The sequence below is a fragment of the uncultured Granulicatella sp. genome (genome assembly GCF_963528195.1).
Lineage (GTDB): Bacteria > Bacillota > Bacilli > Lactobacillales > Aerococcaceae > Granulicatella.
Genome location: NZ_CAURVN010000001.1, coordinates 54,716 through 71,067 on the forward strand (window position 1 = coordinate 54,716; position 16,352 = coordinate 71,067).

The window sequence follows — 16,352 nt, forward strand, 5'->3', positions numbered from 1 at the left end:
AATGCAAAAAGTGAAACGATTCTTTCGTTCCATTCAATTTAAAATTCCTGTATTATTTATTTTCATGTTGATGATTTCATTGCAACTAATTGTTGCAAACTTCCTTCGTCAATTAGAAACACAGATGATTTCAAATTTCCAGGAACAAATCCAATTACAAGTAGGATTTTTGAAAAATAGTGTCCAACCAATTTTAGAACGAGATGATAAGGATGAAGTTAAAATAACAGAAATTTCTAAAATACTGCAAGATTACCCAACAGGAAGTAGTATTGTAGAAGCTCGTGTGTTAGATACACAAGGATATATTTTAGGAACGACGAATCAATCTCAACAATCCGTTATTGGGACAAGGACAACAGAGGCAGATGCGCAACAAGTGTTATTAACGAATGTAGTGTACACCTACAATTATACAGAGCATGATACAAGATATTGGAAGATTGTTTCCCCTATTTCTTCATCGAGTGGGAATTCAGGAAACCCGTTAGGGATTATTTCTGTGACAACGAATATCGAATCTAGGTATACCCAAGTAAAAGATATTGGAGTCATTTTTGTTAGTTCATCTTTAATTGCTATTGTATTAGTGATTATTATTACTTTCTTAATCTCGCAAGGAATTACAAAACCGATTGCTGAGATGAAAAAGCAAACGGAAAAAATTGCTGAAGGAAATTATACAGGTGAAGTAAAAATTTATAGTGATGATGAATTAGGTCAATTAGGTCAAGCTATTAATGATTTATCTTTTAAAATTAAAGAAGCTCAGGAAAATAGTGAATCAGAACGTCAACGTCTAGATAGTGTCTTACGTCATATGAGTGATGGAGTAATTGCGACAGATAGACGTGGTCGTATTGTCATTATGAATACTGCGGCATTGGATATTTTAAATTTAAAATCTGAAAAAGTGATTGGAATTCCTTTATTATCTATTTTACCTTTAGAAGAAAAAGTAACTTTTAGAGAGTTATTAGAAACCCAACATGAGAGATTAATTCATTTAGAAGAAGATGGAGAAGATTCAATTGTTCAATGTGAATTTTCTGTTATTCAACGTGAATCAGGATTTATTAGTGGATTAGTTTGCGTCTTAACAGATGTTACCGAGCAACAAAAAATTGATAGAGAGCGTAGAAATTTTGTGTCGAATGTATCTCATGAATTACGTACGCCATTAACAAGTATTAAGAGTTATACGGAAGCATTAGTAGATGGAGCTTGGGAAAACAAAGAAATTGCTCCAGGATTTTTAAAAGTGATTGAAACTGAAACGGATCGTATGATGCGAATGATTACGGACTTATTAAACTTATCTCGAATGGATCAAAATCGTTTAGCACTTGAGAAAGAGTTTATTAATATGAATGAATTAGTCGTACATATTGTCAATCGTTTTGAAATGGTTTTACAATCTGAACCATATAGAGATAAAAATTATCGTATTTTAACAGATATTACTCAACGAGATTTATGGGTGGAATTAGACCAAGATAAAATTACTCAAGTATTGGATAATATTATTAATAATGCGATTAAATATTCTCCAGATGGAGGAAGAATTATTGTTCGTTTAATGGAAACTCATACAGATATTATTGTTAGTGTGAGTGATGAAGGATTAGGAATTTCTAGAAAAGATATTCCTCATTTGTTTGATCGTTTCTATCGTGTAGATAAAGCTCGTTCTCGTGCAATGGGTGGTAGTGGACTTGGATTAGCTATTGCTCAGGAAGTTATACAATTACATGGTGGAAAAATCTGGGTAAACAGTATTGAAAATAAAGGGTCTACCTTCTTTGTTTCATTACCTTATATTCCATTTGAAGAGGATGGTGAATGGGAATGAGAATACGGTTAAGATATTTAGTTGTTTTACTAGTGATATTAAGTATATTGAGTTTAGGGTTAACATTTGTAGTTGTTTTTCGACCGGTAGAAATTTTTTCACCGAATGGTTTTACAAGAAATGTAACTTCTACGAATCAAGATGCGAGTACACAAACTAGAGTGACTTATGCTTTAGAAGATGTTTTCCGACCAACTCGTTTTATTATTTCGAATGAAAATAAAGTCAAAATGACAAGTGAAGCATCTATTGTTGAATCTGTGAATAGTTCATTAGTAAGTAAGTTTAAAGATTTATCGAAAAAAGAAGTGCTGAGTCAAGAAGGATATGAACAATTAGTATTAAGAGATTCATTTGCACAGTTATTATTCGATACACCGGTGACTTTTGGAGTAATGTCTCGTTATTTTTCTGATGTATCCGAAGAATTACGACAAGAAACATTTAGTAGGATTATTTACAGATATGATGATGCAAAAAGTGTTTATTTTATAAATGATTATACAAAACAAATGTATCAAGCAAAAATAGATGCAGAGACTCAAACTGAATTAGCAAGATATTATGATGAAGATAAGTTTTATACGGTAGAATCGTATATTTTGAAAAATCGACAAGTTTTTATTGAAGTAAATACAATTGCGATGGAAAAGCAAACTTATTTGATGGAACAAATCCCAATGAGTTTTTATATTACTCAGCTATTTGCAAATCCTTCAGAATTAAGAAATAGAAGTGATGGTCAGTCGATTATTTATAATGATAATTTATCCCAATTAAAAATGGATCGTTCTACAAATGTTATTTCATACTATCAAAATAGAGTAGAGGATGAAGCTTTAACAATGACGGTTCATTTACAACAATCTTTCGCTCAAATGAAGAAATTAGGTGGATGGAAGTTAGGGATGAGTTTTTCTGATTTCGATACTGAACGAAAAATTGTAGAATATATGAGGTATGTAGGTTCATATCCGATTCTTTCGAATGCAAAAGAAGGATTATCTCAGTTTATTATTACAGCAACAGGAATTGAAAAAATGAGAGTATCCTCTTTAATAGCTGAAACTCCAATTCCTTCTAAAAATCAATCGATTTCCTTAATGAGCGGGAAGGAATTAATGGATCAAATATTAGGAAAGGGTATTTCATTAGATTTAATAGAAGATATTCGATTAGGATATGCTTGGCAATTAAGTCGAGAAAGTAATCAAATAGTAGAGTTTGTTCCTAATTGGTATATAAAAGTTGATAAGAAGTGGAAAACTTTAGAAGAAGCTTTTTTACCAGCACTCGAACAAGGAGGAGATAACGATGGATTTTAGACGATCAACTTTAGTGTTAATTATCAGTTTCCTCTTTTTAGATATATTTTTATTAGGAATTTTTTGGCAAATGAAGAATGAAGTAAAAACTCCACTGAATACGAGTATTAATGTAATGGAGCAAATGAGAACAGATGGGATAACCGTAACGGGAGTAAATACAACAGTAGAATCACTTCCCATCATCCAAATTACGCCTACTAGTATAGAATCTCAAGTGAATACACTACCTAGTCAGGTGGCTACGTATGATAAAGGAGTTATTTCTTCTCAATTATTAGCGCCTATTCAATTAACATTAGATGCGAATGCTAATGCCACAATTGAAAATTTTGCAGAATTGACGACTTATGTAGAGAGTGGGTCTATTATTCATGGAAATCAGTATACATGGTTTAATTATAATCCTACTACCCGAAAAGTAATTTATGCGCAACGTGCCAATCAAATTCCAGTAATGGATGGTAGCAGTCAAATTATATTTACTTTAAATGCAAATAATCAGGTTATTAGTTATGAACAGACTTTTGCAGGGAATGCAGAAGTACTGGGTACTAATCGTGCCTTAATTACCTCTCAAAAGGCAATGGAAGTATTGTATTTAGCAGGAAGAATTCCAACTCGTTCAACGGTTTCAGTTGTTCGATTATCCTATTATAAATCTTTATCTTTAAAAGATTTATCGATTTACTCTCCAGCTTGGTATGTAGAATTTAAACAAGCAGATGGACAAACATTGGTTCGACGGGTTGATGCCATTAGAGGAACGGTATTAACGAATGAGGCAACTGAAACGGTAAATACAACAACTCCGTAGTAGAATATGCTCTATAATAGAAAGGAAGAAAACATGAGTGAATCAAGTTTTTTAGTGAGTTTACTAACGAGTGGAAGCTCGGGTAATGCAACGTATATTGAAACGCCACAAAGAAAAATTTTAGTTGATTGTGGGTTAACTGGGAAAGCTATTGCGGCACAAATGGAAAAAATTGGACGATCAGTGGCGGATATTGATACGATTTTAGTCACACATGAACATGTAGATCATATCAAAGGTATCGGAGTATTAGCGAGAAAATTCGGTATGGATATTTATGCAAATGAGAAAACTTGGAAGGCCATGGAAAGTAAAAATATCGGTGTGATTAAGCAAGAACAAAAACATTTATTTGAACCAGGAGTGACAAAGACTTTTGGAGATATTGATGTGATGAGTTTTGCTGTTTCTCATGATGCAGCTTCGCCTCAATTTTATTCATTTCAAAAAGATCAAAAACAATTTGTGATGTTAACCGATACAGGTTATGTTAGTGAGAAATTAAGAAAATTGCTATATAATGCAGATGCTTATTTAATGGAAAGTAATCATGATGTAGATATGCTTCGTATGGGGAATTATGCATGGCATTTAAAGCAGAGAATTCTTAGCGATAAAGGGCATTTATCCAATGAAGATGGCGCATTAGCGATGTGTGAAATGCTAGGAGATAAGACAAAGCGAATTTATTTAGGACATTTAAGTCAAGATAATAATTTGAAAGAATTAGCATATCAAACAGCTGAGTCGATTTTATTACAACATGATTGTGGAATTCATGAAACTTTTGAAGTGTATCATACAGATCCATATGAACCGACTGAATTGTTTAGAGTTTAATAGAATTTTCAAAAAATAATGGGATTTTTAACAACTTTATAACGATTTAATTACATTATCTTCAAACTTTTTTCAAAAAGCTAGATTAGTATAAGAGTATCAAAAGAAAGCAATGAAGGAATTGCTAAAGTGAAAAAGGAGGGGATATTCATGACAAATGAATTCCATGAAGAAGTAGAAAACACACAAGAAAATACCGTATTAAATAAAGAAAATACACAGGAGACTACTCCAAGTGCAGTCAGAAATACAAAGAAGAAAAAAGCGTTTCGTTCAGGTTTTGTTGGAGGAGTCACAGGTGGATTATTAGCCGTTATAATTGGATTTGGTGCGATGAGTGCAACAGGAACTTTAAACCAATTAACTGGAGCAAAATCTACGGCAACAAGTACGACAACTGTAAAAACAAGTCCAACAGCATTATCGAATAAGGATGCTGGAGATGTTTCAGAGGTTGTTGCGAATGTAAAAAATGCAGTTGTATCTGTTATTAATAAGCAAAGTTTAAATCAAAATAATTTATTTGGTAATTATGGACAAAGTCGTCGACAAAATCAAAAAACAGAAGATAGTGATTTAACAACTGCTTCTGAAGGTAGTGGAGTAATCTATAAAGTTGAAAACGGATATGCTTATATCGTAACAAATAATCATGTCATTTCTGGTTCTCAAGAATTAGAAGTATTAATGGCAGACGGTACTCGTGAAAAAGCAGAATTAATTGGTGCAGATAAGTGGACTGACTTAGCTGTATTAAAAATTAAAGCAGATAAAGTAACTACAGTAGCTGAATTTGCAAATTCTGATGAAGTGAAAGCTGGTCAAACAGCCATTGCGATTGGTTCTCCTTTAGGAACTGAGTTCGCTACAAGTGTAACTCAAGGAATTGTATCTGCAAAAGATCGTTCTGTTCCAACGGATGTAGATGGAGATGGTAAACAAGACTGGGTTGTCAATGCTATTCAAACAGATGCAGCCATTAATCCAGGAAATTCAGGTGGTGCATTAGTGAATGCAGCAGGACAAGTCATTGGAATCAATTCAATGAAAATTAGTAAATCTAGTGTAGAAGGAATTGGATTTGCGATTCCAAGTAATGAAGTCGTTTCGATTATTAACCAATTAGAAAAATCTGGTAAAGTGATTCGTCCAGTCTTAGGTATTTCAATGGTAGATTTAACCTCTGTTTCTTCTCAAGGACGTCAGCAATTAGATTTATCAAACGATGTTAAAGAAGGTGTCGTTGTAGCGGATGTTCAAGATAATAGTAGTGCAAGTAAAGGTGGATTAAAACAATATGATGTCATTACAGAAATTGATGGCAAACCAGTTACAGGCGTACAAACATTAAGAAAAGCATTATATAGTAAAACAGTTGGCTCTAGTATAGAAGTCACTTACTATAGAAACGGACAAAAACAAACAACAACGATTCAATTAACAAGTTCAGATAGTCCAAGCTTATAAAAAATAGAATAAGATGATGCTATCCACATAGTTATCCACAGAAATGTTGATAACTATGTGGATATTTATTTTATATTTTTGAAAAATAAAAAAATATTTTTAGAAAAAACATTGATATAATAAGCTTTTTATGAAGATGAGTTATCCACAGAACAATGAACAATTGTGAATAACTCCAGTATAGATTTCGCAAAAAAGCTTTTATATCAACGTTTCTATATGTTTTAAGTCTCTTTGGATAATAGAATAAAATTGTGGATAAAGTAATCGAACAAGATATGACAGAAAAATTACAAAAAAAGGGTATTGACCAATATATAGGGGATAGAGGGGAAATGATAAACAAAATTTAGTAGCGAACATGTGTACATGTGGATAACTCTGTGGATAAGTTGTGAGTTTCTTATAAATTTTGGAAAAAATCTTGAGGAGTTGGGGAAAAGGGAATATACTATTGTTAGTAATGGAGAAGTACCCAAGAGGCTGAAGGGGTCGCACTCGAAATGCGATAGGTCGTGAAAGCGACGCGGGAGTTCAAATCTCCTCTTCTCCTTTTAATTTGTTGTTATCTCAACATTTTCAATGGTTTTGTTCCGTGAACAAAGCCTTATTTTTATAGAGTTTTCAAACTAACATTGGTATAATAAAACTATTATATGTAGAAAATTTGATGAAATAAAAAATACAAGGAGTGAGAATATGCCGAGATTTCTTGTTGGAGCAACTGAAGACACTTGGGATTTTGATGCAGCTTATGAAGCAGCTGAGGATGGAGATATTATTGAATTTACTCCTCATTTGACAATGAATTTTACACAAGAACCTTTTACTGAAATTACAAAAAATATTACAATTGTTGGTCATGTAGAAGGGAATAGGTTTTTAAATACGATTACGGGAAAAATTAAAATTTCTAATAAGGCAAAAGTGATTTTTCAAAACTTGTGGATGTCAATATTAAAAAATACCAATATGGTTCACATTACGGGAGAATCGGAAGTTACTTTTAAAAACTGTGTATTGCAAAGCGACTATCCAGAAAATGATCATTTCTTAGTATTTTCAGAAGAAAAAAGTAAAGTCAATTTTAAGAAGTTTACGACAAAATTACCAGACAAACACGAATTAGGGATGAAATTTATTCATTCAGCCGTTTCTATTCAAAATTCTACGATTCAAAATCGATTATGGATTCGTGAAAATTCTGAATTAGAATTTGTACATTCAAAAATGGAGTGTAGCCGACCTACTTCTTTATGGATTGATGATTCAAAACTATCAATTCTTTCAAGTCAAGTTTCTGGAACGTTTGAGGGTGGAAGTCAAGCTGTTTTAAACGCAAGCAAAAGTGAACTAGTGATTGAAGATAGTCTAATACATGGTGTTGGAAAGGATTATTATACGATTTACTTACAAAAATCTTGTACAGGAGTTTTCAAAAACTTAAATGTAGACTTTATGAAGTTAAAAAATAGCCATATTCGTATGGTGAATGGGGCTATAAATCATAATCTTACGATTGATGGAGACTCCACTTTATATTCACGAGGTAGATTACGATTTTTAAATAAAGAAAGTCAACATATTCCCATTAGTTTAACTACAAATGCTTTATTTGTTGGAGACAGTGTTGAAGTAGAAAAAGAAATCTCTTCCATTATTCGTGTGAAAGAGGGTTCGAGCTTTATTGCCAATGACTTTATTCATTTAAATGGAGATGCTACAAAACTGAATTATGAAACAGATGAAACGAGTCAATGCAGCATTGCTCAGAAACATAAAGTAGCTCCAGAAAGAAGTGAAAAAGGGGAGATTATTCGAACAGCGAATGAACAAAAAGCTCATCATACGAATACTGATTACTATGCTCAACTACAAGGGTTAATTGGTCTTAAAACCGTCAAAGAAAAAGTAGATAAATTAATCCAACAAGCAAGATATAATCAATTACAAATCGAACAAGGATTACCCCCTGAAAAAATGACGATGCACGCAGCTTTCTTAGGAAATCCAGGAACGGGTAAGACAACCGTAGCACGTTTAATGGGACAAATCTTATTCCAATACGGAGCCTTAAAAGGCGAAGAATTTAAATTTGTAGAAGTATCAGCGGCTGATTTATTATCCGGATATGTGAATCAAACTGCAGAACAAACTCGTAAGAAATTAGAAGAAGCTAAAGGCGGCGTGTTATTTATTGATGAAGCGTATGCTTTGAATAAAAAAGGTTCGAATAGCACAGGGGAAGAAGCGATTAATGAACTATTGACGTATATGGAAAATCATCGTGATGATATTATGGTGATTTTTGCAGGATATACAAAAGAAATGGAACAATTTTTTGATGTGAATCCAGGCTTTAACTCTCGTGTACCTCATCAGTTAGTGTTTGAAGATTATTCACCAGATGAAATTGTTCAAATGGGACTTAAAATTTTTGAAGGAAAAGCTCGAAAAGTTGAAGATCCAGAATTTTATGCTCGTAACATTAAAAAAGCGTATAAACGTTCCTTAGATAAGAGTAATGCTCGATGGATTCGTAATCAAAATGAGCAAATTATGCAAGAATTTATTTTCCGTGTGATGTCACAAGATGGCGAAGATATGACTTTAATTAAAAACCAAGATATTGAAAAAGCATTGTCACAAGGAAGTTATGAAGAATCCGAACATAAAGCTGATGCATGGGAGCAATTAAATCAATTAATCGGTTTAGAAAAAGTAAAAGAACAAGTCAGCGCCTTTATTCATCAAGTAGAATTATCGAAGGTGAGACAAGAACAAGGAATTGAAACAAAAAATATTACCTTACATTCGTTATTCTTAGGAAATCCAGGGACGGGTAAAACAACGGTTGCTAGAATTATTGGTGAATTATTGTATCAAAAAGGCATGATTGCAACGAATAAAATGGTTGAAGTTTCTCGTGGGGACTTAATTGGAGGCTATCAAGGGCAAACAGCCATTAAAACAAGAGAACAGTTACAGGCTGCATTAGGTGGTGTACTCTTTATTGATGAAGCCTATTCTTTAAAACATGGGGCTAATGATAATTTTGGTCAAGAGGCTATTGATGAAATTTTGAAATTTATGGAAGATCATCGACATGATATGGTTGTCATTTTTGCAGGATATCATAAAGAAATGAGTACCTTCTTAGAAACAAATTCAGGATTAGCGAGTCGTGTTCCAAATACATTTGATTTTGAAGATTATACATCTGAAGAAATTGCTCAAATTGGATTGTATGAATTAGGTAGTGATTCTTTAACAGTAGATGAAGAAGCGTATCGCCAAGCGGTTGCGACAGCTTATGCTCGCACGAATGACCGTAGTAATGGTCGTTGGATTCGTAACTTCAATGAGAAATTAAGATTACGTCTAGCTACTCGATTTGGTAATAATCCATCAATTGATCCAAATCAAATTATTCAACAAGATTTAGATGATGTGTTGGCGATGTCAAAATAAGAGCAAATAAAAAAAGCTGCGTTAGCAGCTTTTTTGTTTTACATGAAATATCCTAAGTAATAACGAACAAATAATGCAGCAGCTACAGCACCAATAAATGGAGCAGTACCTGGAACTAATAATCCATATTGCCAGTCATTATTTACTTTATTTTTGATTGGTAATACTTGGTAAGCTAAACGAGGACCTAAGTCACGAGCTTGGTTCATCGCGAATCCTGTAGTACCTCCTAGACCCATACCAACAGCCCAAACGATTAAACCAACAACGATTTGGAGTTGATCTTTATTCACTTGTTCAGTAGCTAAGATAGCTGTTAAGAAAATAAATGTTGCAAATGCTTCGACAAAGTAGTTACGAGGTAAGTTACGACAGTTAGGGTTTGTAGAGAAGATGTTACGAATCGCAATTCCATCTACTTGACCTTCAGAAGCTGTAAAGTGGTCTGCATACATGAACCATACGATAACAGCACCAGCAAATGCACCTAAAAATTCAGCAATTGATACGAATAACCATTGTTCAGCAGGTAATAAGCCTAAAACAACTTTTGCTAAAGCCATAGCAGGGTTTAAGCTAACTCCACCAAAGATGAATAATGTAACAGTAATACCGAATGCCCATGTTGTGATAGCAAATAAGTGACCTGTTCCAGCATATTTTGTTTTCTTTAAGACGTCATCACAGTGTACGCCAACCCCAAAGATAATCATAAGGGCAGTTCCCATAAATTCTGATGATAATAAGTGAATAAATTCTTGTGTAAACATATAAACTATAAGACTCCTTTTTATTTTTAATTTTTAAATTATAATAATACTTCTTTTTCTAATAGTTGATAAACTTTTCCAATTGGTAATTGATGCTGTTTGGCTAGTCTGGCACAATCCTCGTACTCGAGAGTTGTTTTAGAGATGTTTTGGTAGGTATTTTGTTTTAGTCGAATCATCCCTAAACTAGTTTCGACTTCTTGGAAAGTTCGTTGCATGACTTTTCTTGAAATTTTTTGATAACGAAAACCAATGGTGCTTGTTTGTTCAAATAGAATGTTAGTAAATTCCTCTAATTGTGTAAGAGAAATTAGAAGAGTTACATGAATTGCGGGGCGATTTTTTTTCGCTAAAACACTGAAATAAGTAACGTCTAGTGCTCCTTTGTCATATAGGAAATCCATTAAATACCCCATTTGTTCAGGTGTTTGATCATCAATTGTAGTGTCGATTTGATAAATATCATCGTCTAATTGATGTACTTCTTTGAACGAGTGAGTTGTTGGCTGACATAGACTTCCACGTAGAGCATTGAATTTACCAGTATCTCTTTTTCCAAATCCATATCCTACAGAAGTAATTTCCAAGCTTTCTGGAATGGTAAAGTCTGGATGAATTGCCTTTAGTAAGGCAATACCTGTTGGTGTAATGAGTTCAGTTTTAATATCAAAATCTTGATGAATTAAGATAGAAGTACCTTTTCTTAATTGCATGACTGCAGGAACAGGCACCGGCATTACGCCATGAGCGACTTTGATAGTACCACTACCTTCGACTAAAGGTGCGCTATATACTTTAGTGATTCCTAAGTTTTCAAATAAAATGAAGAAACTAGCGATATCCACAATTGAATCAATTGCGCCTACTTCGTGGAAATGAATTTCTTCAATTGGAACTTGATGAACGGCAGATTCTGCACGAGCAATATCTTGGAACACTTCAATACTTTTTTCTTTTACAAAGTCAGATACGGTACTATTTTCAAAAATTTTAATAATGTCTTGTAATCCACGAACGTCACCATGATGATGTCCATGTTCATGATGGTGATCGTGTTCATGGTGGTGATCGTGTTCATGATGGTGATCATGTTCATGATGATGATCGTGTTCATGATGGTGATCGTGTTCATGGTGGTGATCGTGTTCATGATGGTGATCGTGTTCATGATGGTGATCGTGTTCATGATGGTGATCGTGTTCGTGATGATGATCGTGATGATGATCGTGTTCATGATGATGCTCATGTTCATGAGTGAAATCTCCATGGACTCCATGGTCTTTTTCTCCATGTTCTAAATGAACATCGAAATCAATTCCATAAATACTACTTTTAGCAATTTTATGAATATGTAGATGATAGCCATCTACAGCTAATTTTTTAAGTTCTTGTTGTAAATAGTCTGAACTAGCTCCTAAATCAATAAGAAGACCGTTCAACATATCTCCACTAATGCCAGATAAAGGTTCTAAATATAAATGTGTCATGATGAAACACCTCGAATCTGATTAATCATACTAGCAGAATAAGCAGCACCAAATCCATTATCAATATTGACAACTGTCACACCAGAAGCACAAGAAGTTAACATACTCATCAGAGTTGTTAGACCTTGTAAGTTACTTCCATATCCTACACTTGTAGGCACTGCAATGACAGGGACATCTACTAATCCTGCGACTACACTCACAAGAGCACCTTCCATTCCAGCAATGACAATAATGACACTAGCACCACGAATATCATCCAAACGATTGAATAGTCGATGGATACCAGCAACTCCAACATCATAAATTCGTTTCACAGGATTTCCAAATGTTTCAGCAGTAATAGCAGCTTCTTCTGCTACAGGCATATCACTTGTTCCTGCCGTTACTACAGCAATGTAATGTTCAGTATGAATTGGAGTGGGATTAACGACAAAAGCTCTAGCAGTTTCGTAATAAAATCCGTGAGGAATTTTTTCTAATAAGTATTGTCCTTTTTCGCTATCGACTCTAGTTGCTAGTACAGGAAGATGTTCTTTTTCTAATGATTCAATAATTTTTTCGATTTGCTCTTTTGTTTTTCCTTCTCCATAAATAATTTCCGGGAATCCATTTCTTTTATTACGAGAAAGATCTAAAGAAGCAAAACCAATATCGTCGATGCCTTCTAATAGAGAGGCAGCTTCCTCTAGTGAAAGCTGACCCTCTTGAAAGCGAATAAGAATATCTTTTTTATTCATAATAATATCCTAGTCTTCAACGATAACAGATAAACCATCACGAATAACGGTAACTTTAGCATCTTGTCCTTCAATTTCAAAGGCACGAGCTAATGCTTCGTCAAATGTTTTCGCAATTTCCATATGCATATCTGTAATTAATGTAGGATCTACTAAATCAGAAACAAAAATGACACGGTGATGTACTAAAATACGTGCTAAAATTTGAGCAGTCCATTGGTCTGGAATTGTTTCTAAACGTGGAGTGTTAATTGCTTTTTCTAAAAAGTCTTTTGGTTCTTTATAATCAGCTAAATTGTGATAGAATCCTGAACCACCATGTCCGTCACGGCATCCTGCAACCATGATAATAACGCCGCCTTCTTTATTAGTAGCTTCAGCAGCAGTCATTCCTTTTACCGCTTGATAAATATTTTGGTCTAGTGGGAATCCACCATTTGTTGAAACAGCGATATCGCAAGGGATTTTTTTAACATGAGCTAATTTACGTACAAATTCACATCCAACATGGTGAGCTTCTTCCATATCACCAGCGAATGAACCGATAATACGTTTTTCTCCATCTAATACTACGTTAACGATAAAAGCTAAGTTTGCAGTACGAGCTGCATAAACCATATCTTCATGGATTAAGTTGTGTTTTAAGTTCCCTGTTCTTGATTTATCAGAGTCGATAAATTCACCAGAGTGGTTTGCCATAATGGTTTTATAAGAAGCTACTCCAGGTAATACAGATTTACGTCCGCCTGAGAATCCCGCAAAGAAATGAGATTCAATGAATCCTTCAGCGATTAATAAGTCTGCTTCTGCAGCAATACGGTTAATAATGCAGTCACCACCTGAAGGTAATTGACCGATTTTTACCATATCGTCATCATTTGTAGAAATATGCATTACGATTTCTTCGTTGTCTACAATTTCTTGACCGTACTTATTAATTAACTCTTCACGAGTTGAAGGACGGTGGAACCCTGTTGCTACTAAAATACGAATACGAGCATCCGGAGCGACACTACGAATACGACGTAAAATAATTGGAGTAATAATATGAGAAGGAACTGGACGAGTGTGGTCTGAACTAATTAAAACAATGTCTTTTTTTCCTTTTGCCAACTCTTCTAATGATTTACTACCAATAGGATTATCCATTGATTTTTCAACAGTTTTTTGTTCAGAAAGAGGATTTGAAAAATTCTCTGCTTCTGATTCTAACAATCCTGCAAAATTTTTATCGGGAATGCTAGCAGTTATTATTTGTTTGTCATAAGGTAATTTAATGTCTACCATTTTTAACATCTCCTTTGTTAATAGCTAACACAATATAGTATATATTTTTTTCTTTTGAATGTGAATACAAATGGTGTTAACATATGTTAACAAAAATATTTTTATCAAGAGGATAATAATGTTTAAGAAATGCAAGTGAGTTTTTTTGAAAAAGGAGTATAAAAATGGAAGAAAATTATCTTGTAAACTTTCTTGAGGCGCATAATGCACCTGTGATTAAAAAGAAAAAGCACATGTATTTAGCGTATCACGGATTAGAGGAATCTTATACATATGTATTAAAAGAAGGGGTTGTTAAAACAAGTATCATCTTAAAAGATGGTCGGGAATTTAATTTAGCGTATATTACCCCTATCGATATTATTTCATTATTAAGAGACGAAGTATCAAATTATACTTCAGCACCCTTTAATGTACGAGTAGAATCAGATGAAGCAAGTTTTTATCGAATTCAGCGTATTAAGTTTTGGGAATATGTTAAAGAAGATCGAAAATTGCAAGACTATATTCGAGAATATTATCGTCAAAAATTATCTGAAAATATTGAATCATTACAATATATGACGATGAATGGAAAAAAAGGTGCGGTATGTGCGTTTATTTTTAAATTAGTAAAGCAGTTTGGGGTACAAACAGAGGATGGAATACTGATTGATTTTGCAGTTACAAACGAAGATATTGCAGGATTTTGTGGTATTTCTACACGGAATAGTGTGAATCGCATTATTCATGATTTAAAAGAGGAAGGCGTTGTAGAAATCAAAAATCAGAAAATTATTGTAAAAGATATTAGTTACTTAGCTGATTTTACTGGAAGAGAAGGCTAATAAGAGCCTGAATGAAGGAGAACCGTTATGGATGAAAAAGAACTAAAACTAAAAGAATTATTAAAGGAAATCGGAAAAATTGTCATTACGTATTCAGGGGGAATTGATAGTAGTTACCTATTAAAAGTAGCACTAGATACCCTTGGAAGTGAGAATGTTTTAGCGGCTGTGGTGAATTCTGAATTGTTCCCAGATTATGAATTTGATATGGCCATTGATTTGGCTAATGAAATGGGAGCTCGTGTGATAGGATTAGAAATGGAAGAATTATCAGATCCACGAATTGCAGCAAATACTCCAAAAATTTGGTATTACAGTAAGAAATTATTGTATCAAACAATTAAACAACATGTAGAACAAGAAGGTTTTACCGTTTTATCAGATGGTACGATTATGGATGATGTGGATGATTTTCGTCCAGGAGTAAAAGCTCGCAATGAAGAAGGCGTTCGCAGTTTATTACAAGAAGCAGGATTATATAAAAATGAAATTCGTCAGTTAGCGAAAAGACTTGGTGTAGAAAATTGGAATAAAGTACCTTCTTGCAGTATGGCATCTCGTTTCCCATATGGTACAAAAATTACAGCTGAAAAGGTTCGTTGGGTTCAAGAAGCAGAAGCGTATTTAATTCAATTAGGATTTGAACAAGTACGTGTACGTGTTCACCAAGATTTAGCAAGAATTGAAGTATCTCAGGATTTAATTCCAACATTACTAGACCATCGTCAAGAAATAGAAAGTACATTACGTTTGATTGGATTTAGCTATGTGGCATTAGACTTAGCAGGATATCAATATGGGCGAATGAATCAAGTATTAACGGATAAAGAAAAAGCAAAAATTGGATAAGAGATAAGGAAGAACTTTGTAAAAGGAGTTCTTCTTTCTTTGCATAGAAAAGAGGAGAGTATGGAAGCTCAAGAAGTATTACAATTTTGGTTTAAGGAATTAGAACCAAAAGACTGGTTTATTAAATCTGACGCATTAGATGAAGAAATCAATCTACGTTTTTCTAAGATTCATCAAGCAGCCATTGCGGGTGAATTAAGTCATTGGAGAAATACGATCCAAGGAAGATTAGCAGAAATTATTGTGTTGGATCAATTTTCTAGAAATTTATATCGTAATGATGCGAGAGCATTTTTATATGATGGCATGGCGCTTGTATTAGCGCAAGAAGCTTTACCTTATTCAGAAGAATTAACGGTCATTGAACGAAGCTTTTTATATATGCCATTTATGCATTCAGAGTCATTAACGATTCACCAAGCAGCGGAAAAATTATTTTTTGAACCTGGAATGGAAAAACGTGCGAAATATGAAAAAATGCATCGAGAAATAATCGAACAGTTTGGACGTTATCCGCATCGTAATGAAATTTTAGGCAGAAAATCCACTGAAAAAGAGTTGGAATTTCTTCGAAATCATTCAGGATTTTAATCAGAGCGATTATGTAAAACGGATTAAAA

General features: G+C 33.7%; 13 protein-coding genes and 1 tRNA gene. 10 read left to right on the forward strand and 4 right to left on the reverse strand.

All coding sequences use genetic code 11. The features are described 5' to 3' along the window. The first annotated feature begins 1 nt into the window (after position 1). From walK to RWR88_RS00285, 7 genes are all read left to right on the forward strand, one after another. A complete protein-coding gene (gene walK / locus RWR88_RS00255; protein WP_314349195.1) occupies positions 2-1,852 on the forward strand; it encodes a cell wall metabolism sensor histidine kinase WalK in 1,851 nt (616 codons plus the stop codon). Next, complete coding sequence (locus RWR88_RS00260; protein WP_314449949.1) at positions 1,843-3,177, forward strand: two-component system activity regulator YycH; 1,335 nt, start codon at positions 1,843-1,845, stop codon at positions 3,175-3,177. Before walK ends, RWR88_RS00260 begins: the two co-directional genes overlap by 10 nt. Further along, the gene (locus tag RWR88_RS00265) at positions 3,167-3,994 is read left to right on the forward strand and encodes a two-component system regulatory protein YycI (protein ID WP_314449951.1); all 828 of its coding nucleotides are present in this window, start codon (positions 3,167-3,169) and stop codon (positions 3,992-3,994) included. The genes RWR88_RS00260 and RWR88_RS00265 overlap by 11 nt, the downstream gene beginning before the upstream one ends. A gap of 33 nt (positions 3,995-4,027) precedes the next feature. Then, a complete protein-coding gene (locus RWR88_RS00270) occupies positions 4,028-4,834 on the forward strand; it encodes an MBL fold metallo-hydrolase (RefSeq protein WP_314449953.1) in 807 nt (268 codons plus the stop codon). A gap of 150 nt (positions 4,835-4,984) precedes the next feature. Then, a complete protein-coding gene (locus RWR88_RS00275) occupies positions 4,985-6,301 on the forward strand; it encodes a trypsin-like peptidase domain-containing protein (RefSeq protein WP_314449955.1) in 1,317 nt (438 codons plus the stop codon). A gap of 465 nt (positions 6,302-6,766) precedes the next feature. Beyond that, positions 6,767-6,854, forward strand: a tRNA-Ser gene (locus tag RWR88_RS00280). Positions 6,855-7,000: 146 nt separating this feature from the next. Next, positions 7,001-9,772 (forward strand): AAA family ATPase, encoded by a 2,772-nt coding sequence (locus RWR88_RS00285; RefSeq protein ID WP_314449958.1) that lies wholly within the window; start codon positions 7,001-7,003, stop codon positions 9,770-9,772. A gap of 38 nt (positions 9,773-9,810) precedes the next feature. Here the strand turns inward: RWR88_RS00285 and larD are convergent, their stop codons facing one another. Genes larD through larA form a run of 4 tightly spaced genes read right to left on the reverse strand, consistent with a single transcriptional unit; the run spans position 9,811 to position 14,056 of the window. Continuing rightward, complete coding sequence (gene larD / locus RWR88_RS00290) at positions 9,811-10,542, reverse strand: D/L-lactic acid transporter LarD (RefSeq protein ID WP_314349189.1); 732 nt, start codon at positions 10,540-10,542, stop codon at positions 9,811-9,813. A 38-nt stretch (positions 10,543-10,580) separates the two neighbouring features. Further along, positions 10,581-12,029 carry a nickel pincer cofactor biosynthesis protein LarC gene (gene larC, locus RWR88_RS00295; protein WP_314449960.1) on the reverse strand — a complete coding sequence of 483 codons (1,449 nt, stop codon included), beginning with the start codon at positions 12,027-12,029 and terminating at the stop codon, positions 10,581-10,583. Then, a complete protein-coding gene (gene larB, locus RWR88_RS00300; protein WP_314449962.1) occupies positions 12,026-12,769 on the reverse strand; it encodes a nickel pincer cofactor biosynthesis protein LarB in 744 nt (247 codons plus the stop codon). The genes larC and larB overlap by 4 nt, the downstream gene beginning before the upstream one ends. Before the next feature lie 9 nt (positions 12,770-12,778). Further along, complete coding sequence (gene larA, locus RWR88_RS00305) at positions 12,779-14,056, reverse strand: nickel-dependent lactate racemase (protein WP_314449964.1); 1,278 nt, start codon at positions 14,054-14,056, stop codon at positions 12,779-12,781. Between the two features lie 164 nt (positions 14,057-14,220). On the opposite strand from larA, the gene RWR88_RS00310 reads away from it, so the two are divergent. From RWR88_RS00310 to RWR88_RS00320, 3 genes are read left to right on the forward strand one after another with little or no spacing between them, the layout of a single operon-like run. After that, complete coding sequence (locus RWR88_RS00310) at positions 14,221-14,883, forward strand: Crp/Fnr family transcriptional regulator (protein ID WP_314449965.1); 663 nt, start codon at positions 14,221-14,223, stop codon at positions 14,881-14,883. A gap of 27 nt (positions 14,884-14,910) precedes the next feature. Then, entirely contained in the window at positions 14,911-15,732 is an 822-nt protein-coding gene (larE, locus tag RWR88_RS00315) for an ATP-dependent sacrificial sulfur transferase LarE (RefSeq protein ID WP_314449967.1), read from the forward strand. Positions 15,733-15,792: 60 nt separating this feature from the next. After that, complete coding sequence (locus RWR88_RS00320; protein ID WP_314449968.1) at positions 15,793-16,323, forward strand: DUF924 family protein; 531 nt, start codon at positions 15,793-15,795, stop codon at positions 16,321-16,323. Positions 16,324-16,352: the final 29 nt, after the last annotated feature.

Bases quoted from the DNA above. Each gene is read 5' to 3' on its own strand.
- larC (WP_314449960.1), bottom strand. From the start codon at position 12,029: ATGACACATTTATATTTAGAACCTTTATCTGGCATTAGTGGAGATATG.
- RWR88_RS00270 (WP_314449953.1), top strand. From the start codon at position 4,028: ATGAGTGAATCAAGTTTTTTAGTGAGTTTACTAACGAGTGGAAGCTCG.
- walK (WP_314349195.1), top strand. From the start codon at position 2: ATGCAAAAAGTGAAACGATTCTTTCGTTCCATTCAATTTAAAATTCCT.
- larD (WP_314349189.1), bottom strand. From the start codon at position 10,542: ATGTTTACACAAGAATTTATTCACTTATTATCATCAGAATTTATGGGA.
- RWR88_RS00285 (WP_314449958.1), top strand. From the start codon at position 7,001: ATGCCGAGATTTCTTGTTGGAGCAACTGAAGACACTTGGGATTTTGAT.
- larE (WP_314449967.1), top strand. From the start codon at position 14,911: ATGGATGAAAAAGAACTAAAACTAAAAGAATTATTAAAGGAAATCGGA.
- larB (WP_314449962.1), bottom strand. From the start codon at position 12,769: ATGAATAAAAAAGATATTCTTATTCGCTTTCAAGAGGGTCAGCTTTCA.
- RWR88_RS00275 (WP_314449955.1), top strand. From the start codon at position 4,985: ATGACAAATGAATTCCATGAAGAAGTAGAAAACACACAAGAAAATACC.
- larA (WP_314449964.1), bottom strand. From the start codon at position 14,056: ATGGTAGACATTAAATTACCTTATGACAAACAAATAATAACTGCTAGC.
- RWR88_RS00320 (WP_314449968.1), top strand. From the start codon at position 15,793: ATGGAAGCTCAAGAAGTATTACAATTTTGGTTTAAGGAATTAGAACCA.
- RWR88_RS00310 (WP_314449965.1), top strand. From the start codon at position 14,221: ATGGAAGAAAATTATCTTGTAAACTTTCTTGAGGCGCATAATGCACCT.
- RWR88_RS00260 (WP_314449949.1), top strand. From the start codon at position 1,843: ATGGGAATGAGAATACGGTTAAGATATTTAGTTGTTTTACTAGTGATA.
- RWR88_RS00265 (WP_314449951.1), top strand. From the start codon at position 3,167: ATGGATTTTAGACGATCAACTTTAGTGTTAATTATCAGTTTCCTCTTT.